This is a genomic window from Capillimicrobium parvum, assembly GCF_021172045.1.
GTDB lineage: Bacteria > Actinomycetota > Thermoleophilia > Solirubrobacterales > Solirubrobacteraceae > Capillimicrobium > Capillimicrobium parvum.
In genome coordinates this window covers 2,577,973-2,603,651 of record NZ_CP087164.1, presented here as the reverse complement: position 1 = coordinate 2,603,651, position 25,679 = coordinate 2,577,973, and the positions used below count along the sequence as shown (strand labels likewise).

Here is a 25,679-nt window from a genome sequence, read left to right as displayed (position 1 = left end):
GGGGCGCGGAGACCGCCTCCCTACGCGCGGGCGGCGGCGAGCGCGTCGGCGCAGTCGCGATGCAGCGCCAGCACGTCGGGCAGCTCGGCGGCGGGCAGGCGCCCGTAGCCGCAGACCGCGCCGATGCCGAACCGCGGCAGGTGGCGCCGGGCCAGCTCGGCGCGGCGGTTGAAGCCCGCGACGCCGTCGTCGTGGTGGACCAGCCCGAGATAGACGTCGGTGTCGCCCACGTCCAGATCCGCGAGCGGCGCGAAGAACGCCTCGTCCGGGTCCCGCACGACGGGCATGTGCACGTAGTCCAGCCGCCGCCCGCTGCGCCGCTTGGCCTCGTTCGACATGCGGACGCACAACCCCAGGTCGGGCATCGCCTTCATCGGCCACCCACCCCACGTGCCGTAGCACCAGTGGTAGCCGAGCAGGGCCTCGTCCGGGAGGCCCTTCCACAGCTCGTCGAGATAGGCGGCGTGACGCTGGATGCGCGCCTCGAGCGGCTCGCCGGGCCAGTGCGCTATACCCCGGCCCTCCCCCGCGGCGAGGTCGACGAACTCCATGGCCAGGTCGAACTGGACCTGCAGCTCCGCGGCCGGCACCACGGCGGCGATCATCTCGATCTCCCGGCGGATCGCGTCGTGGTACGCGGCGTGGGCGCGCGGCCAATCCTCGATGCGCCCGAAGAAGTAGGAGACCGCGCTGCCGGTCCCCGGCAGACAGACCTGGAAGCGGACGCCGTCGGGGATCACGCCCTCGTCGCGCAGCCGTCGGTACTCGCGGTAGCTCTCGAGGGCGAGACGGCCGTAGCCGAGGTCGTCGAAGCGCAGCGTCTCGACGCCGTCGCGGATCCCGAAGAGGAACGACGCCTCCCAGACGTCCGGCTTGGCGTCGGGCTGGTGCTGGACGCCGCCCTCGGGCGCGCGCAGCAGATCGAGGCCGGGATGATCCCTGTAGACGGTCCGCGGCAAGAACCCGATCCAGATCTTGCGGTCGCCGACCTCGCCGTCCGGCACGCCCCGCAGGTGCTCGCCGAGCAGCTCGCCGCCCGCGCGCAGCGCGTCGGACGCCTCGTCGAACGGCAGGCTGCCGACGAGCAGGACGTCGCCTCGTGTCCGCGTCGCCATGTCAGCCCTTGGCCACGATGCCCTCGAGCGCCTCGTCGCTGCTGCCGACGATCCCGGGCGGAATCGCGACCATGTGCACGGCGGGCATCCCGATCTCGGTGCGGAACGTGTTGTTCGGACCGTCCTCGAAGCGCCAGACCTGCGGCTCCCAGTCAGGCACGTAGTTGCGGTAGCCGCCCGAGTTGAGCTCGTAGCGCAGGCCCGCCGGATCGCGGAAGTACAGGTAGTTCTGCTCGCCGATGCCGTGCTGGCCGGGACCGTAGTCGAGCTCGCAGCCGCGCTCGATGAGAAACCGCGCGCCCTCGGTCAGGTCGTGGTTGGTCTCGACCCAGAAGGCCAGGTGGTGCAGGCGCCCCGGGATGCCGTCGAAGTCGAGGATGAACCCGAGGTCGTGCGACTTCTCGTTGTTCGTCGCGATGCCGAAGAACCACGGTGCGCCGGGCGCCTCCTCGACGGCGGCCATCAGCCGGAAGTCCAGCACGTCGCGATGCCAGTACATCGCCGACTTCACGTCCGGCGTCGTCACCGTCACGTGGTCGAGCAGGCGCACGGGGATGCCGTGCCCGGCCGCGCGCTGCGGGCGCTCGGGATACGGCGACTCCTCGCCGGCGGGCACAACGGCGGGATCGACCTCCCAGAACAGCTCGGTCGCGTGGCCGCCGGGGCCGTCGAAGCGGTACGCGCGGCCGTGGCCGTGGGACGACTCGATCCAGCGCCCGGTGATGCCCGACGCCTCGACCGAGGCGACCGCGATGTCGAGCTGCTCGGCGTTCCAGGTGCGGAACGACGCGTGGCCCAGCCCCGGTTCGGCGCCCTCGGACAGGACCAGGCTGTAGGCGTAGTAGTCGCCCCAGCAGCGCAGGTAGACCGAGTCTCCCTCTTCGGCGACGACGAACATGCCGAGCATCTCGCGGGCGAAGGCGACGGACTCGTCGAGCTTGGGGGTCAGCAGCTCGACGTGCGACAGCATGGACAGCGGTCGGTGGGGCATGGGTTCTCCTGGTCAGTGGGCCACCGGCGCCCGCAGCGCGCGGTGGATCTCCAAGGTCGGGCGGACTTCGTCGCGCGGCAGCAGGCCGAGGCCGCACTCCGTCGCCACGCCGAAGCCGGTCACGTGCCGGGCGACGGCGTCGGCTCGCCGCTGCGAGCCTTCGACGCCGTCCTCGAAGTGCACGACGCATGTCCTCTCTCCCTCGTTACCGAAACGGAGCGTATCGTAGCGGTTTACCGACTGGCAAGTGGCAAACCCGCTCAAGACCCGATACGCTCCGTTGCGTATACGGCGGAAGGCAGGAGGAGAGCAACAGTGGCACACGACTTCGACGTGGCGATCGTTGGATGCGGTCCCGTGGGCGCGACACTGGCCATCGCGCTCGGCCAGCAGGGCGTCCGCGCCGTGGCGATCGAGCGCGAGACGTCGATCTACCACCTCCCCCGCGCCGTCTGCTTCGATGGCGAGATCCTGCGGATGTACCAGTCGCTCGGCGTCGCCGACGGCATCGCGGGCGTCTCGGTGCCGATGCGGGGCTTCCGCTACGAGAACGACGCCGGCCAGGCCCTGATCGACTGGGACCTGCCCTACGACCGCACCGGCAGCCAGGGCTGGGGCGACACCCACATGTTCCATCAGCCCGACGTCGAGTCCCTGCTGCGCCGGACCATGGCGGAGCTGCCCGGCATCGAGATGTGGGACGGCCACACCGTCGAGCAGCTCGAGCAGGACGGGGACGGCGTGCGGCTCACCGTCCGTGCGCGCGCCTCGAGCACCACGCGGACGGTCACGGCCGCGTACGCGGTCGGCTGCGACGGCGGCTCCTCGTTCGTGCGCAGGGCGATCGGCGCCAACTTCGAGACGCTCGGTCCCGAGCAGGACTGGGTCGTCATCGACGGCGTCAAGCTGCGTCCGCTGGACGACCTGCCCGAGGCGATGATCGGCTACTGCTGGCCGAGCCGTCCCCACTTCTTCGTGCCGATGGGCGAGCCGCGCCTGCGCTGGGAGTTCATGGTCCTCCCGGACGACGACCGCTCCGTGATCGGGACGCCCGAAGGCGCCTACGGACTGATCGAGCGGTTCGCGGGGCGCGACGACGTGCGCATCGACCGCTCCGCCATCTACACCTTCCGGTCGCTGCTGGCGGACCCCTGGCGCGTCGGCCGCGTCTTCCTCGCCGGCGACGCCGCGCACATGCAGCCGCCGCTGCGCGCCCAGGGCCTGTGTTCCGGGATCCGCGACACGATCAACCTGTCGTGGAAGCTCGCGGCCGTGCTGCGCGGCGAGGCCGCGGACGGCCTGCTCGGCACCTACGAGGCCGAGCGCCGCGCCCACGCGCGCGCGTGGATCGAGATCGCCACGGAGCTGTCCAACGTGATCAACACGACGGACCCCCAGGTCGCCGCCGGACGCGACGCGCACCTGCTCGCCAACCCGATGCCCTACCGCAACGAGACGCCGCCGCTCGGGCCCGGCCTGCACGGCGATGCGGCGCCGCCCGCCGGCCTGCTCTCCGAGCAGGCGGTCCTGCCCGACGGGTCGCGCCTGGACGACGAGACCGGCTGGCGCTTCCTCGTGGCGATGACGCCCGCGGTCGAGGCGGCGCTGGACGACGACACCCGCCGCGCGCTGGCCGACGAACGCTGGTTCCACGTGCTCGACCCCGGCGCGGCGGTCGCGGACGAGCTGCTGGCGCGCCACGGCGCCGGCGGTGCGCTGGTCGTGCGGCCCGACCGCTACGTGCTCGGCGTCGCCGACGACGCGACCGGGCTCGACGAGCTCATCTCGCGGTGGACCGGCCACACCACCGCGGCGGTCCCTCACTAGTACACCCATCCGCAAGTTCTTCGGGTCTCGAAGAGCTTCCGGACGGCTGCACTGGACCCCACGGGGGCGCGCCTCCCGGCGGCAGGCGCTGCAAGCCCACCTTGGAGGCCGCGGGCCGGCGTCGGCACCCCTGGCGCGACCACCGCCGGCCGCGTTCAGCCCCAGATCCGCTGCGCGGTCGTCACGAGGAGCTCGAGCTTGCGCCACTGGGCGTCCTCGTCGATGAGGTTGCCGTCGGGGCGGTCGTCGTCGCTCGTCGTCAGCGCGGACGAGAACCCGCACTGCGGCGAGATCGCCAGCTGCTCGAGCGCGACGTGGCGCGCCGCGCGGTCGACCGTCGCGGCGATGGCATCGGCCGACTCGAGCTCCGGGTGGCGCGTGCTGACGACGCCGAGCACGACCGTGGGCCCGCCGGGCGGCACGCGCTCCAGCGCCGCATAGTCGGCGTCGGTGCGCTCGACGTGGCCGTCCCACTCGAGGGTGAAGCGGTCGTAGGGCAGCGAGAAGAACGTCTCGCCCAGCTCGCCCAGGCCGTCGTGGTCGGCCAGGTAGCGTGACGCGTAGTTGCCGCGGCACTGGTGCATGCAGATCGTGACGTGGTCGGGCAGGCCCGCGACGAGGCGGCGGTCGGCCTCCAGCATCTGCTCCAGGAGCGCGTCGAGGTCGATGCCGCGCGAGCGCACCAGCTGGCCCAGCGGCGAGGCCGACAGCATCATGTAGCCGCTCACGTCGAACTGGACGTAGGTCGCGCCCGCCGCGACGGCGTCGTCGACCAGCTCGCGCAGCACGCCGACCAGCTGCGCGGACGCCTCCTCGGTCGACCCGTAGGCCTCGATGCCCGGGCCCAGGGCCGCCTGGCCGACCAGGAAGGACGCGGTCGGGAACGCCACCTTGACGGTGCGGTCGGTGAGGCCCGAGACGAACTGCGCCTCGGCCGCCGCGGGGCTCTCGCGCTTGGCGACGCGCCCCACGATGGCGACCGGCCCCTCGTGCTCGACGACGCTGCCGTCGTCGCCGCGGAAGTGCAGCTTCGAGGCGCTCGGGGCGAGCCCGTCGACGGCGTCGAAGAAGGAGTTGAAGTACATGAGGCGCCGGAACTCGCCGTCGGTGACGACTTCGAGCCCGAGATCCTGCTGGCGCGCGACGACCCGCCGTATCGCCTCGTCCTCGAGCTGGTGCAGCCGCGTGCGATCCTTCGCGCGCTCCGCGGCGAGCAGCGCCGTATGGCCTGCGTCGTAGATCTCGTGGATCTCCTCGAGCAGCGCAGGCGGCCGCAGCAGGCTGCCGATGTGGTCGGCGCGGATGGTGTCGGGCATCGTCTCTCCCCTCGCGTCTCAGGCCGGATGGCGGCCGGTCATGAACTCCCGGTCAGGGTCGGTCGTGACCGGCAGGCCCGCGGCCTCCAAGCCAGCGCGCAGGGACTTCATGAACCGGTCAGGGACGCGCATCGCCGGGGCGCGCAGCGGCCCGCCGTTGTATCCGGCCAGCCAGTCCTGGTACTTCCACATCGTCCGGTTGAGCACGGTCGTGCCGCCGATGTAGGCCTGGGTCGCCGCGGTGGCGGCCTGACGTGCGGGCTGCACCGCCCAGAAGCGCTGCATCGCCTCCTCCCAGCGGCCGGTGCGGGCCAGCTCGAACGTGCGCGGGTACCAGTCGCTCATCCACTGCGTGTTGCTGGTCCCGGAGAACTGCAGGTCCATGACGCTCATCAGCGGGATCGCGTCGGACTCGATCGGGCAGCTGATGACGACCTCGTCGCGGAAGTGGTGGTACATCTCGCACACGCCGGCGACGAGCGGGAAGCCCTGCTCGGCCTTGATGGCGACGACGTTCGGCATCGTGTCGAGCACCCGCCGCACGAAGGAGACCGGCATGCCGGCGGGATGGACACGCTCGAAGCCCCACGCTGGCAGGCCGAACAGCATCACGCCGAGGCTCGTCGCCTCGCAGACCTCGCGGGTCCAGTCGTAGATCTCCTGCTCGCTGGTCGGCCAGAACTGCGGCGGGTAGGCGAGCAGGACGAGATCGGCGCCCTCCCGTTCGGCGGTGCGCACCGCTTCGACGTTGTCCTCCAGCGTGCCGAACGCGGCGTGGGCGAACAGCCGCAGGCGCCCCGCCGCGGCCTCGCGCGCGACGGCGGTGAACCGGCCGGCCTCCTCGGGCGTGATGGCCGTCTCCGTCATCAGGAGCGTGTAGCTGAACCCGTGCTCGACGGCCCGCTCGACGTCGTGGCGGATCGCGTGCTCGTTGAGCCGCTTGAGGTCAGCGGTGAACGTCGGGATCGTGACGGCCGCGCAGCCGGTCAGGCGCTCCCGGGCCCAGGCGCGCGCGTCATCCTTGGTGTAGTCGGCCATGTCCTACTCCTTCGTGTCGAACCCGATCGGCAAGGGCGTGGTCAGGCCCGCCTCCAGGGCGCGGCGGACGATCACCTCGGCGACGACGACGTCCTGGAGTCCGCCGCCCACCGACTTGAACAGGCGCCGCGGCGCGTGCGCCAGCCGCTCGTCCAGCGCTCCGGCGAGCAGGTCGTGCAGCGAGAAGGTCCGACCGGCGAAGTCGATGCCGGCGCGGGCGGCTTCGAGCATGTCGCCCGTCTGCTCGACGACCTCCTCGACGGTGTCGCAGACGATGAGGTCGCTCGCGGCGACGACGCTGGCGCCGATCTCGCGCTGGGCCGGGATGGTCGAGCCGATGGACACGACGGCCACCTCCGGCGCGAGCCAGTCGCCGTGGAGGATCGGCTGCTCGCCGCGCGACCGGGCCGCCGCCAGCACGACCGACGCGCCCCGCACCGCGGCGGCGCCGTCGGCGACCGCCTCGGCCGCGCAGCCCAGGTCGCGGGCGGCCGTCTCGGCGAACGCCTCGCGGCGCGCCGGCGTGGGGCTCGAGACGACGAGCCGTTCGATCGGCCGCACGGCGGAGAAGGCGCGCACGTGCATCGTCGCCTCCAGGCCGCTGCCGAGGACGCCGAGGCGGATCGGGCCGGGTGGGGCCAGGCGGTCGAGGGCGGCGGCCGAGGTCGCCGCGGTGCGCAGGGCCGTGACCTCGTGGCCGTCCACGAACGCCGCGATGCGGCTGGTCTCGCGATCCCACAACACGATCACGTACTCGACCCCGGGCTGGGCCGAGGCGGGCGCCATCGCCATGAGCTTGGCGCCGAAGTACCGCCCGCCGCTGGGCAGCGCCGGCAGGGTGCGCAGCCAGGCGCCGTCGTCGTGGGCGACGGTGCGCGGCGGAGTTGCCGCCGGGTTGGGCGGCGCCGCGTAGGCCTGCGCCAGCGCGGCGATCGCCTCCGGCCAGGCGAACACCTGCGTGGCCGCCTGCGAGGAGACGAAGAACGGAGCGTCGCTCATCGGCGCCATCCTACCGTGATACGATTCGTTTCGTATCCATCTGGAAGGAGAGAGTCCATGGCCCCCAGGGTTTCGAGCGAGCTGCTCTTGGTGGGAAGCCTCCCTGCCGCATCGACGGAGGAGGCCCTGCGCGTCGGAGGCGAACTGTACGGCGACCTCGTGTTCGCGCTCCCCGACGGCGAGACCGGCCCGCGCGCGCTGTGGGCCGCCTACGACCACATGACGATGCTGGAGCCCAACGAGGGCATCGAGGTGGTCGAGCCGGGGGCCGTTCCGCCGCGTCATGTCGAGCAGATCACCGTGCTCGGCGTGCGCGACGGCATCGGCGTCGGCGAGCTGACCTTCGACCGCTGGCCGCGCCTCGACGACGCGATCGCGTCCTATGAGGTCTTCCGCAGGCTGCGCGACGAGGGCGCCATCCCGGCGCACGTGCGCTTCCAGGTCGGCCTGCCGTTCAACACCAGCGTCATGGCGAGCTTCAAGCGCGACTGGGAGCACGACTTCGCGGTCGTCTCCGCCGCCTACGAGGAGATGTTCTCCCGGGAGATCCGGCGGCTGACCGACGCCATCCCGCCCGAGGACCTGGTCATCCAGTGGGACGTGTGCTGGGAGGTCCTCAACATCGAGGGCGTCATCTCGTGGATGGAGGGCGACGCCTGGAAGCGCTTCGCCGGCGGCGTCACCCGGCTGACGCGGATGATCCCCGAGCAGGTCCTGGTCGGGTATCACCTCTGCTACGGCACGTTCCCGGCGTGGCCGATGTACGAGGCCCGGGACATGTCGCTGCTGGTCAAGATGGCGAACTACGCGGTGCAGGAGTCCGGGCGCCCGGTCGACTTCCTGCACCTGGCCGGCCCGCGTGACCTGCGCAGCGAGGACAGCCGGTTCTTCGCGCCGCTTGCCGACCTCGACACGCCCGATACGCGCCTGTACCTGGGCATCGTGCTGCCCGTCGACGGGGTCGATGGCCTGCGCCGCCGCCACGCGACCGCGTCGCAGTACCTCGACGACTTCGGGGTAGCGATGTACTGCGGGTTCGGCCGCCAGCCCGGACAGGACGGGATGGAGACCATGCGTGAGCACCGCCGGGTGGTCGCGGAGGTCCTCGCCGCCCCGAGCAACTGACGGACACCGGGCGCCCGCGCGCGGGCGCCCGGCTCAGTTCAGCCGGTCGTGCGGGTCGCTGCCGTACCAGTCGACCGGGTCGGGAGCCGTCCGGACGACGACCGCCTTCACGGTGGTGAACGAGTCGTACGCCTCCCGCCCCGACTGCTTGCCGAAGCCGGGGTCCTTCACCCCGCCCCACGGCATCGCCGGCGCGGTCCGGTGGTGGTCGTTGACCCACACCATCCCGGCCTCGATCCGGCCGGCCACCCGGTGTGCGCGGGCGACGTCGCGGGTCCAGATCGCCGCGCCGAGCCCGAACGGGATGTCGTTGGCCTGGCGGATCGCGTCCGCCTCGTCGCGGAACGTCGCCACGACGATGACCGGGCCGAAGATCTCCTCCTGGGCGCAGCGCATCCCGTTCGTCGCGTTGCCGACGATGGTCGGCGCGAAGAAGAACCCGCGGTCGAAGGGCGCGTCGAGCCGCGGCGGCGCGCCCCCGGTGAGGATCGTCGCACCCTCGTCGCGCGCGATCGCGGTGTAGGCGGCCGAGCGGTCGCGCGCGGCGGCGGAGATGAGCGGCCCCATCTGCGTCGCGCGATCCGCCGGATCGCCGATGCCGATCGCCCCGGTCTGCTCGACGAGCGCGCTGACGAACGCGTCGTACATCGACTCCTGCACGAGGATCCGGGAGCCGCAGACGCACGTCTGCCCGGCCGCGATGAAGGCGGCGAACGCGCAGCCGCGCGCGGCCTCCTCCACGCCCGCATCGTCGAACACCAGCACCGGCGTCTTGCCGCCGAGCTCGGCGCTGTAGGAGACGAAGCGCTCGGCCGCGGCCACCGCGACCTGCCGCCCGGTCCCCGCGCCGCCGGTGAACTCGATCTTCTTGACGTCCGGGTGGCGGGTCAGCGGCGCCCCGACCGCCGGGCCGAGGCCCGTGACGACGTTGACGACGCCGTCGGGGATCCCCGCCTCCGCCGCGAGACGGGCGAAGCGCAGCGCGGTGAGCGGCGTGAGCTCGGACGGCTTGACGACCACGGTGTTGCCCGCGGCCAGCGCGGGCGCCACGCCGCGGGCCATGATGAGAAACGGGTGGTTGAACGGGACGATCACGCCACACACGCCGAGCGGCGAGCGCTGCAGGTAGCCATGGTGCTGCGGGCCGGCGTCGAACGTCTCGCCGCGCTCGGTCAGCGCGAGGGCGGCGTTGTAGCGGTAGATGCCGCCGGCCATCGACAGCTGGGCGCGCGTCTCGACGATCGGGCGGCCGTTGTTCGACGTCTCGAGCTCGAACAGCTCGGGCAGCCGCTCGTCGACGAGGTCGGCGAGGCGGTTGATCAGCTTCGCGCGCTGGGCGGCGGGGACGCGCGACCACGTCGCGAACGCCTCCTTCGCGCGCGCGACGGCGAGATCCACGTCCGTCGCGTCGCCTGCGGGCACCCGCGCGATCACCTCGCCGGTCGAGGGCGTCAGGACGTCAAGGGTCTCGCCGGACCGCGTCTCGTGCTCCGCGCCGATCATCATCGGCGCCGGCCGCGTCGCCGTCCCGCTCACGACGGCGCCCCGATCACCGCGCGGACGGCGTCCATCACGTTGGCGCCCGCCCTGATGCGCTCGAGCATCCGCTCCTCCAGCCGCGCAGCCTCCTCGGCCTTGGCCAGCACGCTGTCGACCTCGCCGGCGGCGATCGCCACGACGCCGTCCCCGTCGGCGACGATCCAGTCTCCCGGACGCACCTGCACCCCGCCCAGGTCGATGGGGATCATGGATCGCCCTGGGTCGTCGCCGCGACGGGCCGTCGGCGTGACGCCGCGCGCGAAGAACGAGACCGGCAGGCCCGGCAGCGCCTCGCTGTCGCGGATGAGGCCGTCGACCACCGCCGCCGCGAGGCCGCGGTTGGCGATGTCCGTCGCGAGCAGCTCGCCCAGATAGGCGGTGTCGCCCGGGGCGGTCATGCAGAGCACGTCGCCGGCTGCGCCCGGTCGAGCGCACCGAACACCGCGAGCAGCGAGCCCTCCGCGCAATCGGCGGTCACGGCGCGGCCGGCGACGGTGCCCGAGCCGCTGTAGCGGATCAGGCCGGTGCGCACGACGCCCTGGCCACCGGTCGCGTCGGAGACGCCCGACGCGCTGAGCGCGGCCAGCCGCTGCGCAAGTCTCATGCCGGGACTGCCGCGGCCGCCTCGAGACCGGCGTTGTAGGTGTTCGTCTGGATCATGCGCCCGACGACGATCTGCGTGCGGTACTTGCAGGCGACGACCTGCGGGATCTTCGCCAGCTCGCGATAGACCGCGGTGTTGATCGGGCGCTTGAACGCCTGGACGTCGTCGTAGCGGAAGATCGCCATATCGGGCAGCTCCTGCGCGACGTCCTGGTACCAGCGGACGATGTTGACGTCGCCCATGGCGGAGAGCATCCCGCGGCCGAGGTTCAGGCCGTGAGCGCCGATCTCGCGGAACCGGCGCGCCCGGTCGAGCGTGTCTCGGGTGTTCAGCGTCGTGGCTCCCCCGAACACCGGCACGCGGTCGGCGACCGACTCCACGACGGCGCGCGTGAAGGCGAGGATCTCCTCGAGGGTGAGCGACGACAGCTCGCCGAACGTGCCGTTCAGGCAGATCGCGCTCGCTCCGTCCCGGACCAGCACGTCGGCGGCCCGCGCCGCCTCGTCGAGGTCGATCGCGTCCTTCGTGTTGCGGTCGATGACGACGTCGGTGCGGACCGTCGTGGGCTGGTAGGCGACGACGCCCGTGATGTCCGCCGTGCCAACCTGCGGTGTCCGTGCCACGGCAACCTCCTCCTCCTCTTACCAGTACGCAACGGAGCGTATCAGTAGGGTATTCAGGCCTAATCGGGACGGCGCGTTACGAGACTGTCTGATGTCGTGCGTCAGGCAGATGTCATAGGATCTCGTACGTGCGGCCATCATGGCGCGCACGCCTGAGGCCGAAGGAGAGTCGTGCGCTTCGAGAACACCGTCATTCCCCTGCGGGCCGCGTGGTCGTCGCCGTTCGTGCGCTGGCAGGGAGCCACCGCCGACCTCAACAGCCTCGAGCTGGCCAAGCAGGTCACCGGGCGTGCGCTGCGCGAGCGCGGGACGACGTGGCCGGTCCGCGAGCTCGTCCTAGGCTGGACCATTCCCCAGAAGGAGGCGTTCTACGGCGCTCCCACCCTCGCCGCGCAACTCGGGTTCCCCGGCGTCAGCGGTCCCATGATCTCGCAGGCATGCGCCACCTCGGTGGCCGCGCTGCACGCGGCGGCGGCAACCCAGGACGTCGAGCCGATGGGCGCGCGCCTCGTCGTCACCACCGACCGCACATCGAACGGACCGCACCTCACCTACCCACGCACGAGCGCACCCGGCGGCACCCCGGACAGCGAGAACTGGGTCCTCGACTCCTTCGCCCGCGACCCGATGACCGGCGAGTCGATGCTCGCGACGGCGGAGCGCGTCGCGGTCGAGGGCGGCATGGACAAGTCGCACCTCGACGAGCTCACCGTCCGCCGCTACGAGCAGTACGCCGACGCTCTCGCCGACGACCGCGCCTTCCAGCGCCGCTGGATGGTTCCGATCACCGTCGGCCGCGGGAAGCGCGCGACCGAGATCGAGGAGGATCAGGGCATCCGACCCGCCGTCCTCGAGGAGCTCGGTGCGCTGGCCCCGGTCACGCCGGATGGCGTCGTGAGTTACGGCAGCCAGACCCACCCGGCCGACGGCGCCGCCGGGATGATCCTCACCACCGCCCAGCAGGCGCGCGACCTGGGCGTGGACGGCCCTCTGGCCCGCATCCGGTCCACCGGCTTCGCCCGCGTCGACGCCGGCACGATGCCCAAGGCCCCGGTGCCCGCCGCACGCGCGGCACTCCACGACGCCGGGCTGACGTTCGACGACGTCGACATCGTCAAGACCCACAATCCGTTCGTCGTCAACGACGTGTGGTTCGCCCGCGAGACCGGCGTCGATGCGCGCGCCCTCAACCCCTACGGCTGCAGCCTCATCTACGGCCACCCGCAGGGCCCGACCGGCGCGCGCGGCATCGTCGAGCTGCTGCACGCGCTCGAAGACCGCGGCGGCGGCATCGGCCTGTTCACCGGATGCGCCGCCGGCGACACCGGCGCCGCCGTCGTCGTCGAGGTCACGGGCTGAGGCAGGTCTCGGCAGTCGCCGCGGCGCGGGGCCGGCGGCTCATCGGATCGGTGCGACGAGCACCGAGTGGACGTGCAGCCGCGCGTGATCGGCGATCGCGTCGCCCGGTGCGGTCTGCGCGAACCCCGCGACCACCAGCGCGCCGACGAGCGCCGCGACCGCCACACGGCCACGCACCCGCGACGGCGCCCGGCGGACGGGGACGGGCGCCAGATCGAGCGCCCGCGCCGTCATGACGGCGTTCGCGGCCGACGGAAGCGCTCCGCACGGCCGCGCGTTCGGCGCGGGCTCCTGCAGGATCCGGACGATGGCCGCCGTCAGCTCGGCCGGCCGACGCGCTCTGAGGCTCAGGCCGAGACGCTCCATCGCGACCGCGTTGTGGCGGACGTGTCCGACGGCGAAGCCGTAGAGCACGACGGGGCAACCGCGAAGCCGCGCCTCGAGGCAGGTGACGCCGCCGGTCGCGTGCACGAGCACGTCGGCGGCGGCTAGGAGGTCGCTCATCCGGTCGGTGAAGCCGAGGACGTGAAGCCCTGCCGCCGCGCCGATGCGCCGCTCGAGCCGGGCGCGCACGGCCGGGTCCCGTCCGGCCGCGACGATCACCTGCGCGCCGGGGACCGCGAGCGCGGCGCAAGCCGCCCCCGCCAGGTCCCCCACGCCCCATCCACCGCCTGAGACGACCACGACCGGACGATCGGCGGCCAGTCCGAGCGCGGTCCGGGCCTCCCGCTTGCTCCGGGGGCGCTGGAACACGCGATCGGTCAGACCGGCGACATGCCGGACGTCGCTGCCCGGCGCAATGGTGAGCACCTCCTCGATCGACTCCCGCCAGCTCACCAGGTGCAGGTCGATCCGGGGCGCAGCCCAGAAGAACAGCCCGGTCACGTCCGTGATCGTGGCGACCACGGGTGCGCGGACCGCGCCCCGGCGGCGCAACTCGCCCAGAACGACGGTCGTCGCCGGATACGTCGAGACGATCACGTCCGGCCGGTGGCGATCGATCATGCGCAGCATCGGTCGGGCGCCGAACCGCACCAGCGAGGCGCGTGCGAGCGCCCGCGCGGTCCGGGAGCGCAGCAAGAGCCGGTAGTACGCGCCGAACGCCCACGGAGCGTGGCGGAACAGCAGCCTCGAGCCTTCACGCAAGGCGAGTCGCTGCGCGGCCGACAGCGACTCGAGGTGCTCGTCCACGTGGACGACCGCGCCGCGCCGGCGCAATCCCTGTGCGAGCGCGCGCGCGGCGGTGTTGTGGCCCTCGCCGATGTCCGCGGACAGGATGAGGACCCGCAGGCTCACAGGCGCACCGTCACCAGCCCGGCGTCCTGGATCGCGTCGAGGATCCGCGGGAGCGCGCCGACCGTCGCCCGCCACGATCCGGCGGCCGCATAGTGGTCGGCATCGTGCAGCAGGACGACGTCGCGGCCGGCGAGCCCGGCGACGACGAGCGTGCACACCGAGCCCGCGGTCGCGTCGGCGCGCCAGTCGCGGCCCCAGCGGCTCCAGAGCACGACGCGCCAGCGCCGGCGGCGCGCCTCGCGCAGCGCGCCGCCGCTCAGCACCCCGTACGGCGGGCGGTACACCCACGGATCGAGCCCGGTCGCCTCGGCGACCGCGGCGCGACCGCGCCGCAGGTCGTCCACGGTCTGCGCGGGCGTCAGGCGCAGAAGGTTGCGGTGGCGGAACCCGTGGACCCCGATCGCGTGCCCGGCCGCCGCGACCTCGGCGGCGGCACCGCCATGGCGCACCGCCTGCTCGCCGACCAGGAAGAACGTCGCGGTGGCCCGGCGCGCGCGCAGCACCTCGAGGACCTGCTCCGTGGCCTGCGGGTGCGGGCCGTCGTCGAACGTCAGCGCGACCGCGGCCGGTCCGGGGACGCGCCGCTCGACGCCCAGGAGGTCGCCGATCCGGGGTAGGGGCTGGGCGAGCGCCGGGACAGCGTGGGCGGCCAGCACGCCGCCGCCAAGACAGGCGAGCATCGCGTGCGCCGGCGCCATGGCGACCATGCTCGACGTCCATGCTGACCATCACCTGAACACCGACGGCCGGACGACCGCGGCGCGTCTAGCGTCAACTGCATCGTGCGAGTTCTGTTCGGGGTGGCGGCCGCCACGGCCGCGTCGCTGCTGTATGACGTCGGCGTCGCCTGCCAGGCGCACGAGGCTCGCCGGACGTCCACGCGCAGCGCGATGCGCGTCTCCCTGCTGGCCACGCTCGCGCGCCGGCCGATCTGGCTGGCCGGGCTCGCGCTCGGGATCGTCGGCTGGCCGCTGCAGGCGGTGGCCACACGCCTCGCGCCGCTGAGCGTCGTGCAGCCGACCCTGGGGGTCGGCCTCATCGCGCTGCTCGCCATCGGCGCCCACCGGATGGCCGAGCCCGTCCGCCAGCGCGATGTGCTGGCGGTGTGCGGGCTGCTCGCCGGCGTCGCGCTGCTGACGATCGGCGGCGGACCGGCCGGAACCGCCCACCTGGGCACGGCGGCGGCGACGATGCTCGCCATCACGGCGATGGCGACGCTCGCGCCCGTCGTCGCCGCGGCCGTCGGCATCATCGACGGACGGCTCGCCACCGTCGGCGCCGGCATCGGCTTCGCCTGGAGCGGCATCTCGACGAAGCTGTGCGCCGACAGCGCGGCGGCCGGCCGGTGGCCGGCCGCGCTCGGATGGGCGGTCGCGACCGCGGCCGCGTCGGGCGTCGCGCTGCTCAGCGAGTCGACGGCCCTGCAGCGCCGGCCCGTGACCCGCACCGCGCCGGCGGTCTTCGCCCTCCAGGTGCTCGTCCCGCTCGCCGTGATGCCCTGGATCGGCGTGCCGCGGTGGGCCGCATCGCCCGTCGCGGCGCTCGCGACGATCGTCGGCGTCGCCGCCGTGCTCGGAGCCGCCACCGACATGCTGCACTCCAGGGCGGTCGACGCCGCCACCGCGCCGTCATGAGCGGCGACGGCGACCTGCACCCGGCCGAGAACCGCGCCGCGTCACCCGCGCGGCGCGGCGCGGCGATCGAGCGCCGCGATCCGCCTCAGCACGCGGTCGATGTCGCCGCTGGTGGCCCCGCGCTGGGACGGCTTGAGGTCGAGGATCAGGTGGCCGCCCGGCTCGAGGACCCCGCTGGCGACATCGCCGATCGCGTCGCCGTTCTGCAGCTTGACGGCGTGCTCGAGATCGGCGGTCCGCAGGCCCATGCGGCGCATGTCGCGCATCAGGGGCTCGCCGTCGGCGATCACCGGCGTCGGGGTGCCCTCCAGCCAGCGGGCGACCGTCGGCGACGCGGCCACCACGCGGTTGACCGCGGCGTTGACCCCCACCAGCGTCGCCGCGCCGATCGCCCCGCGGGAGAAGCTGTTGTCGCTGCCGATGATCGCGTTCTGGACGACGTTGGACAGCAGGAACAGCACGACGAAGTCGAGCGTGTTCAGGCCCGCGAGCTCCCGCTTGCCCGTCAGCCGGAACAGCAGCACGATCGTCGCGTAGACGAGGACCGTACGCAGGAGCTTCTCGGCGACCGGGACCTGCAGGACGAAGATGCCGTGCAACATGGTTGGGCTCCAAGCGGTCGAGAGGTGGGCCGGCACCGGCCGTCGCCCCGCCGAGCGGCGTGGCGTCGGCGGGCTGGACGCGCCGAACGTACGCGCCGGCAGATTGGCTGCGAGCAGCCCCGCATTGACCTTGCGTTAGGCGTTGGTGGATCACACGGCCAGGAGCACCGCGACACCATGATCGATCCCCCTCGATCACCTCTGGGCGGGCGATAATGTTCGCTCGCGTGACGGTCGAGACGCTCGAGATCCTCGTCGTCGACGACGAGTCCGAGCTGCGCGAGCAGATCAAGCGCCTGTTCGAGCGTGACGGGCACCGGGTGGTGGCCGTCGCCGACGGGCGCGCGGCGATCGACCGCGCCACCACGGGGCGCTTCGATGTCGTGCTGCTGGACGTTGCCCTCGGCGCCGGCCCCGACGGCTACGAGGTCTGCCGCACGATGCGCGACCGCCGCAACCTCGTCCCGATCATCATGCTGACCGCGCTCGACAGCGAGGCCGACGCGGTGCTCGGGCTGGAGGCCGGCGCCGACGACTACGTGACGAAGCCGTTCGGGCCCGCCGAGCTGCGCAGCCGCATCCGCGCCGTCCTGCGCCGCGCCGGCACCCGCGCGCTCGGCGACGAGGTCCTGCAGGTCGGGCCGATCGTGCTCGACCGGAGCCGGCGCACCGTGACGGTCGACGGCCGACCGGTCGAGATGACCTTCTCGGAGTTCGAGCTGCTCGAGACGCTGATGCTCGCCCCGGGACGCTCGTTCAACCGCCAGGAGCTGCTGCGGGCGATCTGGGGCGACAGCGCCTACCGGGACCCGCGCGGCGTCGACGTCCACGTCTGCCACATGCGCGAGAAGCTCGAGGCGAGGCCCGACAAGCCGGAGCTGCTGCTCACGGTGCGGGGTGTCGGCTACCGCCTGCACAGCCCGTGAGGTGGATGCTCGGCCTGCGCGGCCGGCTGACCGCCGCCCTGCTCGTCGTCAGCGCACTCACGCTCGCGGTCGCGGCGATCCTGCTGCTGGCCCCGCTCGACCGCCGTTTGCGCACCGACGCGCTCGCGTCGCTCAAGCAGACCGTGGGCGCCGCCGCGCCCGGGTTCCGCGACATCGATCGCGGCGACCTCCGGCCCGGCGGCGACGAGCTCGAGCGCGCCGCGCGCGCCCTCAGGCGCCGGGCCGGCGCAGAGGTCGACGTGGTCGACGGGACCGGCCTGGTGCTGACCACGCCCGTCCTCAACCCCGACGAGCGGTTCCCCGACGTCGCGCGCGCGATCCGCGAGCACCGCCTCATCGGATCGATCGACGACACGGGCGGAGAGCAGGTGGCGCAGGTCGCGGTGCCGTTCGAGGTCGCCGGTCATGACTACGCCCTGGCGGTGCGCAAGTCGCTCGAGGACCTCGGCTCCGCGCAGGAGGTCGTCCGGCACGCCCTGCTGGTCGCCGCGCTGATCGCGCTCGGCGTCGCGCTCGTCGTCGGCGTCGCGCTGGCCGGGCGGCTGGCCCACCGGCTCAAGGCGCTGCGCGACACCGCCCTTCGTGTCGCCGAGCTGGGGCCCGTCGCCGAGATGCGCGCCGACGATGCCCGCGACGAGGTCGGCGACCTCACGCGCGCCTTCGCGACCATGCAGCAGCGCCTCCTCGAGCAGGAACAGGCTCGCCGCACCTTCGTCGCCACGGCCTCGCACGAGCTTCGGACCCCCCTGGCGTCGCTGCGGCTGATGCTGGACTCGGCGAGCGAGGAGCTCGCCGTGCCCCGACCGGACCTCGATGACGCCCGCGACCAGCTCTCCCGCGCCGTCAGCCAGACCGAGCGGCTCAGCAAGCTCGCCCGCGACCTGCTCGACCTCAGCCGGCTCGATGCCGGCGTGCCGCCGCGCACGGAGCTCGTCGAGCTCGTCGAGCTCAGCCGCTCGGTGCTGGCCGAGTTCGAGCCGCGCACGGCCGACGCCGGCTCGCCGATCGACCTCGTCGCCCCGGCGCCGCGCTGGGCGGTCGCCGATCCCGGCAGCGTCGCGCAGATCATCCGCATCCTCGTCGACAACGCGCTGCGCCACTCGCCGCCGGCGGCGGCGGTCTGCGTCGAGGTGCCCGCGGACGGCGACCGCCCGGTCGTCGTCGTGCAGGACCATGGGCCCGGCGTATCCGCCGAGGACGCCGAGCGCATCTTCGAGCGCTTCGAGCGCGGGACCGATGCCGCCACCGTCGGCTTCGGCCTCGGCCTGGCGATCGGCCGCGAGCTGGCCCGCCGCATGGGTGGAGACCTCACGGTCGACCCGGGCGCTCCGGGCGCCCGCTTCACGCTGGCGCTCACCCCGGCGCCCGCGGCGATCGACTGAGGGGCCTAACAGAACGCTCACGCAACGCCCGCCGGCGTCAACGCCCGCCGGGGCACAGTTCGGCATATGGTCGATTCCGAGCTCAGCGCGATGCTCGCGGGGGACGAGCACCACTGGTGGTACCGCGGCCGGCGGCGCGTCCTGCGCGCCGTCCTCGCCGGCGTTGCGCTCGAGTGCGGCACCGAGCTGCTCGACGCCGGGTGCGGATCCGGGCGCATGCTCGATGAGCTGGCCGCGTACGGCCGTCCCGTCGGTGTCGACATCAGCCCCGACGCGGTCGCGGCGGCTCGGGCGCGCGGCCATCGCGACGTCGCCCTGGCCGCCGTCGAGGAGCTGCCGTTCGCCGGCGCCCGGTTCGGACTGGTCACCTGCCTCGACGTGCTCGAGCACACGCCCGACGACCGCCGCACCCTGCGCGAGCTGCGGCGCGTCACCCGCCCCGGCGGCCACCTACTCGTCACCGTGCCCGCCTACCCGCTGCTCTGGTCGCGCCAAGACGAGGTCAACCGCCACTACCGCCGCTACCAGCGCCGCACCCTCCTCGCGGCCGCCGTCGCCGCCGGCTGGGCGCCGGTCCACACGACGTACTTCAACACGCTGCTGCTCGCCCCGGCCGCCGTGGTGCGCCTGGCCACCAGGCACACCGCCGCGAGCACCGACCGATCCGACCTGGACCGCACGCCGCGCAGCCTCGACACGGTGCTCGAGATGCCGATGCGCGTCGAGGCGACCCTGCTGCGCCACGGGCTGCGACTCCCCGCCGGCCTGTCGCTGCTGGCGCTCCTGCGCAACGAGGCGCCGGGATGGAACGCCGCGGCCCCGGATCAGTGCGCGCGCTCGAGCTCGCGCGCCGCGGTGCCGATCCACTCCTCCTCGTGCTCGGCCCAGAACGCGCGGGTGTGCGCGCCCGGGTAGACCGCGTACGTGTGCGGCACCCCGGCCGCCAGCAGGTCGCGGTGCAGCTGCTCGTTCTCAGGCAGGAAGTGCGGGTCCGCGTCACCCACGTAGAAGCCGAAGTCGATCGTCGGGCCGCCGGCCGCGCGGGCGCGCGCGGCGTCGTGCACGTAGCTGTGGACGCTGGCCGCGCTTTCGGCCTCCGGCGAGCCAAGGTCCAGCGGTCCGTCGCCGGCCGGGTTGGTCGGATGGAAGTAGCCGCTCCACGACTGCACGACCGAGTAGGCGTCGCGGTGGCGCACGCCGATGATGCTGGCGCCGTAGCCGCCGGCCGAGACGCCGATCAGCGCCCGCCCGCGCCGGTCGGCGATCGTGCGGTAGGCGCGGTCGATGCGGGCCACGAGCTCCTCGGCGACCGCGGTCTCCCAGTCGCGGCCGGGACCCCAGTCGTGCCACTCGGGATCGGTGTCGCCCGCGCGCGCTCCCTGCGGGGCGACCACGATCGCGGGCCGGCCGGCGGCCTGCGCGTCGCTGCCCCACGCGGCGATGTCCATCTGCCGGTAGCCGCCCGCGTCGCTGGGCAGGCCGTGCAGCGCGTAGATCACCGGGTAGCGGTCGGCGCCGGTGTCGTAGCCGCGCGGCAGGTAGACGGCGTAGTGCTCGGTGCCGCGCAGCGCCGACGACGGGTAGGAGCCGAGGATCACGCGGCCGGCGGACGAGGCCCGCGACCCGTCGCCGGGCAGGAGCCACACGGCGGCCGCGACGGCGATCGCGCACACGGCGAATGCGGCGAGAAGGGCGCGCATTGCCTCACTGAGGGTAGGCACGCGCGCGCGGCGGTCAGGCGAACGCGGTCTGGGCGGGCGCCAGGCGCCACGCCGCCAGGGCGACGAGGCTGAAGGCGAGCACGTGCAGGCCCGCGGCGACCGGTCCGGCTCCGAGCGGATCCCCGAACACGAACACGCCCGCGGCCATCGCCACGACGTTCGTCCCGGCGGTCATCAGCGCGACGACCGGCACGGCGGCCCCCGTCTGCAGCCCGCGCTGGAAGCACAGGAAGGCGCCCGCGCTCGCGAGCAGGACGACCAGCGGCCACGGGCTCAGCAACAGCGCCCCGACGCCGTGGCCGCCGACGATCGTGGCGGCCTTCGTGGCGGCGTCGGCGGCGCCGTAGAGCACGCCGCCGGCCAGACCGAGCATGTGGGGTCGGCGGTCGCTCGCAGGAGCGGCGGCCAGCGCGGCGGCCAGCGCGGCGGCGGCGAGCAGGTACGCGGCCAGTGCGCCGGGTCGCAGCGTCGGCGCGGCGATCGGCCCGACGCCGACCGCCAGCAGCAGCAGCGCCCCGACCATGATCGCGATGCCCTGCAGCTCGGCGCGGCCGAGGCGCTCGCGCAGCAGCACGGCGGCCGCTGGGATCGAGAGCACCAGCCCCCCGGCGGCGAAGGCCTGCACGAGCGAGAGCGGGGCGTGGGCGAGCGCGGCGACGTGCAGCGCCCAGCCGGTGAGCCCGAGCGCGAGGCCGGCCAGCCACGCGCGCGAGCCCAGCAGACCCCGGATCATCGTCACGGGGTGGCGGGCGCTGATCGGCGGGGCGGTGCGTGCGCCCGCGTGCTGCAGCAGGTAGCCGGCGTTCAGCGCGACCGCGGCGGCGAGCGCGAGAGCGAGCCCGATCATCAGCGCGTTCGTCATGCGGAGGCGAGGTGGGCGTCGAGATAGCGCAGCGCCGCGGGCGTCTCGCGGCGCCAGAACCCCCAGTCGTGGCGGCCGGGCAACACGCGCGCGGTGACGTCGCCGCCGGCCGCGCGCAGCCTGGCGGCGAACGGCGCGAGCTGGCGGGTGTCGTGGTCCTGGGCGCCGCCGTAGAGGAGCACGTGGGTCGGCAGCGCATGCAGGCGGGGTGCCAGGGAGCCGACGTAGCGGGCCGGGCTCGCGGCGCGCCGCTGGGCGGCCGTGGCGTGCGCGAAGACGCCGCTGTGGGTCTGGGTGAAGTAGCCCGACCAGCTCTCGATCGTCGCGAACGTCCCGAGGTGGCGCAGGCCGATGTTGACCGCGGCGTAGGCACCCTCGGAGGTGCCGGCGATCGCGCGGCCGGCACGATCGGGGATGGTCGCAAAGCGCCGGTCGGCCGCGCGGACGGTGTCCAGCACGAAGCTCTCGTAGCGCCCGTGGGTGGTGTTGGCCCACTCGGTGTCCGAGCGCAGCGTCCCGTCGCTGCCGTTGGGCAGGACGACGATCATCGGCCGGATGCGGTGCCGAGCGATCATCGTGTCGAGATCGACGCCCAGGGCCCCGGCGTCGAAGTACAGCTGGGGCGTGCCGGGACTGCCGTGCAGCAGGTACAGCACCGGGTAGCGGCGGCCACGCGCGGCGGCCACGGCATAGTCAGGGGGCAGGTAGACGAGCGCCGACCGGCGGCTGCCGAGCGCGGCCGAGAAGAAGTGCAGGTGGACGACGCGGCCGGGACCGACGTTGCGCGGGTCGCGCGGGGGCGGGAAGCCGCGATAGCGGAGATAGTTGTGGGCATACGACCAGGTGCCGAAGAGCCCGACGACCACGAAGCCGATCGCGGCGGCAGCCAGCAGCCGGCGCGTCATCGCGGTCTCGTGCTGTCGGCGGCCCGCTGGCCGGCCGCCATCCTGGCCGTCATCGCGTCCGTGTTCGCGGGCGTCGGCTGGTTGTACCTGCTGTTCCACGCCGGCGTGCTCGGCATCGGACCGCGCGTCGCGGGGGCGCTGCCGTTGCAGCAGCTGGCCGGCGGCGAGCGCCAGGGACTGCTCCGCATGCTCGTCGCCTGGCTGCCCGCCGGGTTCGCGGCCGGCCTGGCGCTGCGCCGGATCGCCGGGCTGTCCGCGGTCGCGTCCGCGGCCACCGCCGCCGCGCTGGCGTGGATCGTGCTGGCGATCGTGGGCGCGGCGTCGGATGCGGCCGCGATCTCCGATCCCGTCGCGAGCCATGTCGAGCCGCAGCTGGGGCGCGCCGGCACGCTCGTGGCCACGGGGCTGGTCGCCGCCGGCGCGCTGATCGTCATTCCGGGGCGGGGCGCCAGCCACCGGTTGGGCAGCATCCGGCAGCGCGGCGCGCGGACGTAGGCCTCCGCCTGCAGCACCCGCAGCGCCAGGCGGGGCAGCGCGCCGCGATGGCGGTACAGGAGGAAGCGCGGCCGCCACTGCGGGAAGAACTTCGCGTTGAAACGCACGAGCCGCTCGAGCTGGAAGCGCCCGTGCGCGCGCCGCAGCACCCAGCGCACGAGCCGGTACGGCGGGCTCAGCGGCCCCGCCGCCGCCATCACGTGGGCGAAGCCGGCGAAGTTCAGGCTCACCTCGGCCAAACCCCCCGCGCGGGCGTACTCGAGCGCCGCCACGACCATCGCCTCGTTCAGCCCGTTCGGCGTGTCCGCCTCGCGGCGCATCACGTCGAGCGACAGGCCGTCGAGGTACCGAGAGAAGCGCAGGAAGCCGCCGAGCCGGCCCCGCTCGTCGCGCGCGAGGACGTACACACCGTCGGGCTCGAGGTGCCCGAGTGTCATCGCGAAGCCGTAGAGCCGCGGCTGCGCGGTGCGCCAGCGCCGGTCGATCGCGGCGATCTCGCCCATCGCGTCGCCGAGCTGCTCGCCGTCGAGGACATCGACGCTCCATCCGAGCCGCGCGATCCGCATCACCGACTGGCGCACCTTGCGGATCGGCCGGCCGGCCAGCGAGAAGGCCCGGGGATCGACGACCGCCTCGTCGCCGATCCGCAGCGCGTGCCAGCCCGCCGCGCGGTAGGCGTCCAGGTGACGCGCCGACGCACCGGTCACCACGACGTCCCAGCCTCGGCGCGCCGCGCGCGCCTCGAAGTCGGCGAGAACCGCCGGCGCCCGGTCGTCCGGGGCGACCGGATCCCCGCCGACGATCGCGGTCGCGCGCAGCGTGCGATAGCCGAGCACGCCGCCGGCCGCGAAGTGCAGCGACTTGTCCTCGCGCAGGATGAACGGATCGAGCGAGTCCCTGCTGTGTGCGGCCACGAGCGCCGTCGCCCGCTCGTGCTCGGCCGGCAGGTGGCCGTCCGCCGCCGGTGCGGGCCGCAGCAGCGCGGCAGCGGCGACCGGCGCCGCGACGACCAGCGCGTCGAACGCGACCGCCAGCGGCCTCACCTCGACGCCGTGACGGGTCAGGGCGACCCCCGCCCACAGAGACAGCCCCAGCGCGGCCGTTACCGCGGCACGCCGCTGCCCACGCCACAGGCCGCACGCCGGCAGCACCAGCCCCCCGCCCAGGGCCAGGGCGAGCACATGGCCGAACGCCATGGGCGAGCCGCCGGAGACCGACACGAGGCTCAGCGGCCGCCACGGCGCCGAGGGGACCAGCGCGTTCCCGGCGAGCAGCGCCGCCGCCAGCGCGACGAGGCCGGCAGCGGCCGCCGGCACGACGCGGCGGGGTCGGCGCACCGTGGACGGTGTCACGGGCCGCATGCCGCTCACCGTCGCATCGCCGAGGTTGCCCGGGATCGTGCCGTCATTGCGATCTCGTTACGGACCACGGCGTCCGTCGGACAGGCGGTACAGGAGACCGTGGCGGCTGAGCCCGGCCTGACGGCTGACGTCGGTGGCGTGGGCCATCGCCCAGCGCACGGCCGGGGCGCAGCTGCCGGCGGGGCACGTGGCGCGGCTGAGCAGCGCGTAGCGGACCAGGCCCGTGCGGACCGCCGTCCTCAGCGTCGCCGCGGTGGTGAATGCGCGGCCGTTCATGCTCGTGAGCATCAGCACGGGCCGGCCGTCGCGAGCGATCAGCGGTCCGGCCAGCGCGACGCTGGAGCTCGCCACCTCATACCGGGCGTGGCGTTGATGGGCGGTCAGGAACCGGCTCAGCGCGCGCACTTCGGCGGCGGGCATCGCCCCCGGCTCGCCGGCGCTGCTCGTCCGCGCGTGAACCGCCGTCAACGCGCCGGCGGTCGGGACGGCGAGCACGGCCACGAGCGCGAGCAGGGCCATCGGCGCGGCCCCGCGCCGCCGCGCGAGTGCGCAGACCACCACGAGTCCGGCGGCGGCGATGACGACCACGACGACCGTGGCGCGGGCCGGAGTCGCCGGGCCGAGGGCGAGCTGGCCGAGCGCGGCGGCGATCGCGCCGCCCGCCAGCACGGCGGCCGCGGTGCGCCGACGGCCCGCCGCGGCGGCGAGGCTGACGACGCCGATGCCGATCGCCGCGGCAATCGCCGGCGTGATCACCTCGAGATAGCGCGGGTGCAGCATCTGCATGGCGCTGAACAGCGCCGCGCCGCCGACGAGCCACGTGGCGATCGCCACGGCTCCGACCCGCGCCGGCCGCGGAGGCGGACCGTCGCGGCGACCGGCGAGCACGGCGACGAGCACGGCCAGGCCGCCCAGCACGAGTGCGGCGAGCAGCGCGGTGCCGACCAGCGACGCGTAGGGACCGTCGAAGAGCCGCGTGACCGACGGCGGGTTGACGGTGACCGGCGCGCCCGAGCCCCGCAGCCGGTCGATGCCGTTGAAGACGAGCGCGACGTTCCAGACGCTGCCGTCCGTGGATCCGACGGGATACGGGTGATGGCCGGGACCGAGCGATGCGGCGACCAGCCAGGAGAGGGCGACGACGACAAGCGCGGCGCCGGCCGCCGCCAGCCGGCCGAGACGCGCGCGGGCCGACCCCGTGGCGCCGAGCCAGAACAGCAGGACGACGGCCGGCAGCGGGATGAGCGCCTCGAACAGCTTGACGTTGAACGCCAGGCCCATCATCGCGCCGGCCCCGATCGCCGGCAGGACGCGGCCGCTGCGCGCGGCGCGGACCGCCAGCCACGCGGCCAGGACGACGAGGGCCATCATCACCGAGTCCATCGTGTCGCTGCGCCCGGTGATCACGGCGATCGGCAGCACGGCCAGCGCCGCCGCGGCCGCGAGCCCCGCTCCGCGCCCGAACAGCGGGCGCACCGCGCAATAGAGCAGCGGCACCGCCACCGCGCTGCCCAGCGCCTCGGGCAGGTGCAGCGCGAACGACGAGAAGCCGAGCAGCTTGACGCTCGCCACCTGCAGCCAGAGGTCCACCGGGAGCTTGTCGACCGACAGCGAACCGCCGGGCTCGAACGCGCCGTAGAGCAGGTTGTGCCACGAGACCGACATGCTGCGCACCGCGGCGTCGTAGTACGGGTTCAGGCGCACGTCCGCCAACGACCAGAAGCGCAGTGCAACGGCGACCGCCGTGACGACGGCCAGAGCGGATCCGGTGGCGATTCCGGCCAGGCTCACCGGCAGCGTCCGCCGCAGCGTCGGTACCGCCGCCGGGATCGCATCGGCGTTGGTCAGGCTCATGCGGGCATGGTCACCGCTCCCGGGCAGCGCCCGATTGGCGCATCGTTAGGGTCTGGTTGCGCCGACCGGACCACGGTCGCCCGC

The 25,679-nt window shown here is 73.9% G+C and carries 25 protein-coding genes; 7 read left to right on the top strand and 18 right to left on the bottom strand.

Features of this window, described 5'->3' with window-relative positions:
- Positions 1-20 precede the first annotated feature (20 nt).
- From DSM104329_RS12790 to DSM104329_RS12780, 3 genes are read right to left on the bottom strand one after another with little or no spacing between them, the layout of a single operon-like run.
- On the bottom strand, positions 21-1,115 hold the full coding sequence (locus DSM104329_RS12790; RefSeq protein ID WP_259315828.1) for a hypothetical protein: 1,095 nt from the start codon (positions 1,113-1,115) through the stop codon (positions 21-23).
- Position 1,116: 1 nt separating this feature from the next.
- Positions 1,117-2,106: a VOC family protein gene (locus DSM104329_RS12785; protein ID WP_259315827.1), complete on the bottom strand. Its 990-nt coding sequence runs from the start codon at positions 2,104-2,106 to the stop codon at positions 1,117-1,119.
- A gap of 12 nt (positions 2,107-2,118) precedes the next feature.
- The gene (locus tag DSM104329_RS12780; RefSeq protein WP_259315826.1) at positions 2,119-2,289 is read right to left on the bottom strand and encodes a hypothetical protein; all 171 of its coding nucleotides are present in this window, start codon (positions 2,287-2,289) and stop codon (positions 2,119-2,121) included.
- 132 nt (positions 2,290-2,421) lie between these two features.
- Here DSM104329_RS12780 and DSM104329_RS12775 point away from each other — a divergent pair, with 132 nt between their 5' ends.
- A complete protein-coding gene (locus DSM104329_RS12775) occupies positions 2,422-3,933 on the top strand; it encodes a bifunctional 3-(3-hydroxy-phenyl)propionate/3-hydroxycinnamic acid hydroxylase (RefSeq protein ID WP_259315825.1) in 1,512 nt (503 codons plus the stop codon).
- 155 nt (positions 3,934-4,088) lie between these two features.
- Here the strand turns inward: DSM104329_RS12775 and DSM104329_RS12770 are convergent, their stop codons facing one another.
- Genes DSM104329_RS12770 through DSM104329_RS12760 form a run of 3 tightly spaced genes read right to left on the bottom strand, consistent with a single transcriptional unit; the run spans position 4,089 to position 7,286 of the window.
- A complete protein-coding gene (locus DSM104329_RS12770; RefSeq protein WP_259315824.1) occupies positions 4,089-5,249 on the bottom strand; it encodes a cobalamin-independent methionine synthase II family protein in 1,161 nt (386 codons plus the stop codon).
- A gap of 18 nt (positions 5,250-5,267) precedes the next feature.
- Positions 5,268-6,287 carry a dihydrodipicolinate synthase family protein gene (locus DSM104329_RS12765; protein ID WP_259315823.1) on the bottom strand — a complete coding sequence of 340 codons (1,020 nt, stop codon included), beginning with the start codon at positions 6,285-6,287 and terminating at the stop codon, positions 5,268-5,270.
- Positions 6,288-6,290: 3 nt separating this feature from the next.
- Positions 6,291-7,286: an ornithine cyclodeaminase family protein gene (locus tag DSM104329_RS12760; RefSeq protein WP_259315822.1), complete on the bottom strand. Its 996-nt coding sequence runs from the start codon at positions 7,284-7,286 to the stop codon at positions 6,291-6,293.
- A 57-nt stretch (positions 7,287-7,343) separates the two neighbouring features.
- Here DSM104329_RS12760 and DSM104329_RS12755 point away from each other — a divergent pair, with 57 nt between their 5' ends.
- A complete protein-coding gene (locus tag DSM104329_RS12755) occupies positions 7,344-8,411 on the top strand; it encodes a hypothetical protein (RefSeq protein ID WP_259315821.1) in 1,068 nt (355 codons plus the stop codon).
- 33 nt (positions 8,412-8,444) lie between these two features.
- Here DSM104329_RS12755 and DSM104329_RS12750 read toward each other — a convergent pair whose 3' ends face one another.
- The 4 genes from DSM104329_RS12750 to DSM104329_RS12735 are packed head-to-tail and all read right to left on the bottom strand — an operon-like array spanning position 8,445 to position 11,177.
- Positions 8,445-9,947, bottom strand: coding sequence for an aldehyde dehydrogenase (locus DSM104329_RS12750; RefSeq protein ID WP_259315820.1), 1,503 nt, complete (start codon positions 9,945-9,947; stop codon positions 8,445-8,447).
- On the bottom strand, positions 9,944-10,348 hold the full coding sequence (locus tag DSM104329_RS12745; protein WP_259315819.1) for an RraA family protein: 405 nt from the start codon (positions 10,346-10,348) through the stop codon (positions 9,944-9,946). The genes DSM104329_RS12750 and DSM104329_RS12745 overlap by 4 nt, the downstream gene beginning before the upstream one ends.
- Positions 10,345-10,554 carry an RraA family protein gene (locus DSM104329_RS12740; protein ID WP_259315818.1) on the bottom strand — a complete coding sequence of 70 codons (210 nt, stop codon included), beginning with the start codon at positions 10,552-10,554 and terminating at the stop codon, positions 10,345-10,347. The genes DSM104329_RS12745 and DSM104329_RS12740 overlap by 4 nt, the downstream gene beginning before the upstream one ends.
- Positions 10,551-11,177, bottom strand: a complete 627-nt coding sequence (locus DSM104329_RS12735; protein WP_259315817.1) for a dihydrodipicolinate synthase family protein — start codon at positions 11,175-11,177, stop codon at positions 10,551-10,553. Before DSM104329_RS12735 ends, DSM104329_RS12740 begins: the two co-directional genes overlap by 4 nt.
- A 171-nt stretch (positions 11,178-11,348) precedes the next feature.
- Here DSM104329_RS12735 and DSM104329_RS12730 point away from each other — a divergent pair, with 171 nt between their 5' ends.
- Positions 11,349-12,536, top strand: coding sequence for a thiolase family protein (locus DSM104329_RS12730; RefSeq protein WP_259315816.1), 1,188 nt, complete (start codon positions 11,349-11,351; stop codon positions 12,534-12,536).
- Between the two features lie 39 nt (positions 12,537-12,575).
- Here DSM104329_RS12730 and DSM104329_RS12725 read toward each other — a convergent pair whose 3' ends face one another.
- The gene (locus DSM104329_RS12725) at positions 12,576-13,832 is read right to left on the bottom strand and encodes an MGDG synthase family glycosyltransferase (protein ID WP_259315815.1); all 1,257 of its coding nucleotides are present in this window, start codon (positions 13,830-13,832) and stop codon (positions 12,576-12,578) included.
- The gene (locus DSM104329_RS12720) at positions 13,829-14,530 is read right to left on the bottom strand and encodes a polysaccharide deacetylase family protein (RefSeq protein WP_259315814.1); all 702 of its coding nucleotides are present in this window, start codon (positions 14,528-14,530) and stop codon (positions 13,829-13,831) included. Before DSM104329_RS12720 ends, DSM104329_RS12725 begins: the two co-directional genes overlap by 4 nt.
- Positions 14,531-14,614: 84 nt before the next feature.
- Here DSM104329_RS12720 and DSM104329_RS12715 point away from each other — a divergent pair, with 84 nt between their 5' ends.
- On the top strand, positions 14,615-15,466 hold the full coding sequence (locus DSM104329_RS12715; protein ID WP_259315813.1) for a hypothetical protein: 852 nt from the start codon (positions 14,615-14,617) through the stop codon (positions 15,464-15,466).
- Positions 15,467-15,507: 41 nt separating this feature from the next.
- Here DSM104329_RS12715 and DSM104329_RS12710 read toward each other — a convergent pair whose 3' ends face one another.
- Positions 15,508-16,068, bottom strand: a complete 561-nt coding sequence (locus DSM104329_RS12710) for a DUF421 domain-containing protein (protein WP_259315812.1) — start codon at positions 16,066-16,068, stop codon at positions 15,508-15,510.
- A 227-nt stretch (positions 16,069-16,295) separates the two neighbouring features.
- On the opposite strand from DSM104329_RS12710, the gene DSM104329_RS12705 reads away from it, so the two are divergent.
- From DSM104329_RS12705 to DSM104329_RS12695, 3 genes are all read left to right on the top strand, one after another.
- The gene (locus tag DSM104329_RS12705; RefSeq protein WP_259315811.1) at positions 16,296-16,994 is read left to right on the top strand and encodes a response regulator transcription factor; all 699 of its coding nucleotides are present in this window, start codon (positions 16,296-16,298) and stop codon (positions 16,992-16,994) included.
- Positions 16,995-16,999: 5 nt separating this feature from the next.
- Positions 17,000-18,397 carry a HAMP domain-containing sensor histidine kinase gene (locus DSM104329_RS12700; RefSeq protein WP_259316210.1) on the top strand — a complete coding sequence of 466 codons (1,398 nt, stop codon included), beginning with the start codon at positions 17,000-17,002 and terminating at the stop codon, positions 18,395-18,397.
- Between the two features lie 66 nt (positions 18,398-18,463).
- Positions 18,464-19,312 (top strand): class I SAM-dependent methyltransferase, encoded by an 849-nt coding sequence (locus DSM104329_RS12695; protein WP_259315810.1) that lies wholly within the window; start codon positions 18,464-18,466, stop codon positions 19,310-19,312.
- Here DSM104329_RS12695 and DSM104329_RS12690 read toward each other — a convergent pair.
- Genes DSM104329_RS12690 through DSM104329_RS12670 form a run of 5 tightly spaced genes read right to left on the bottom strand, consistent with a single transcriptional unit; the run spans position 19,222 to position 25,595 of the window.
- The gene (locus DSM104329_RS12690; RefSeq protein WP_259315809.1) at positions 19,222-20,097 is read right to left on the bottom strand and encodes an alpha/beta hydrolase; all 876 of its coding nucleotides are present in this window, start codon (positions 20,095-20,097) and stop codon (positions 19,222-19,224) included. The genes DSM104329_RS12695 and DSM104329_RS12690 overlap by 91 nt on opposite strands.
- 34 nt (positions 20,098-20,131) lie before the next feature.
- On the bottom strand, positions 20,132-20,980 hold the full coding sequence (locus DSM104329_RS12685; protein WP_259315808.1) for a hypothetical protein: 849 nt from the start codon (positions 20,978-20,980) through the stop codon (positions 20,132-20,134).
- On the bottom strand, positions 20,977-21,885 hold the full coding sequence (locus DSM104329_RS12680) for an alpha/beta hydrolase (protein ID WP_259315807.1): 909 nt from the start codon (positions 21,883-21,885) through the stop codon (positions 20,977-20,979). Before DSM104329_RS12680 ends, DSM104329_RS12685 begins: the two co-directional genes overlap by 4 nt.
- Positions 21,882-23,741, bottom strand: a complete 1,860-nt coding sequence (locus DSM104329_RS12675) for a bifunctional lysylphosphatidylglycerol flippase/synthetase MprF (protein ID WP_259315806.1) — start codon at positions 23,739-23,741, stop codon at positions 21,882-21,884. The genes DSM104329_RS12680 and DSM104329_RS12675 overlap by 4 nt, the downstream gene beginning before the upstream one ends.
- 57 nt (positions 23,742-23,798) lie before the next feature.
- The gene (locus DSM104329_RS12670) at positions 23,799-25,595 is read right to left on the bottom strand and encodes a glycosyltransferase family 39 protein (RefSeq protein ID WP_259315805.1); all 1,797 of its coding nucleotides are present in this window, start codon (positions 25,593-25,595) and stop codon (positions 23,799-23,801) included.
- Positions 25,596-25,679: the final 84 nt, after the last annotated feature.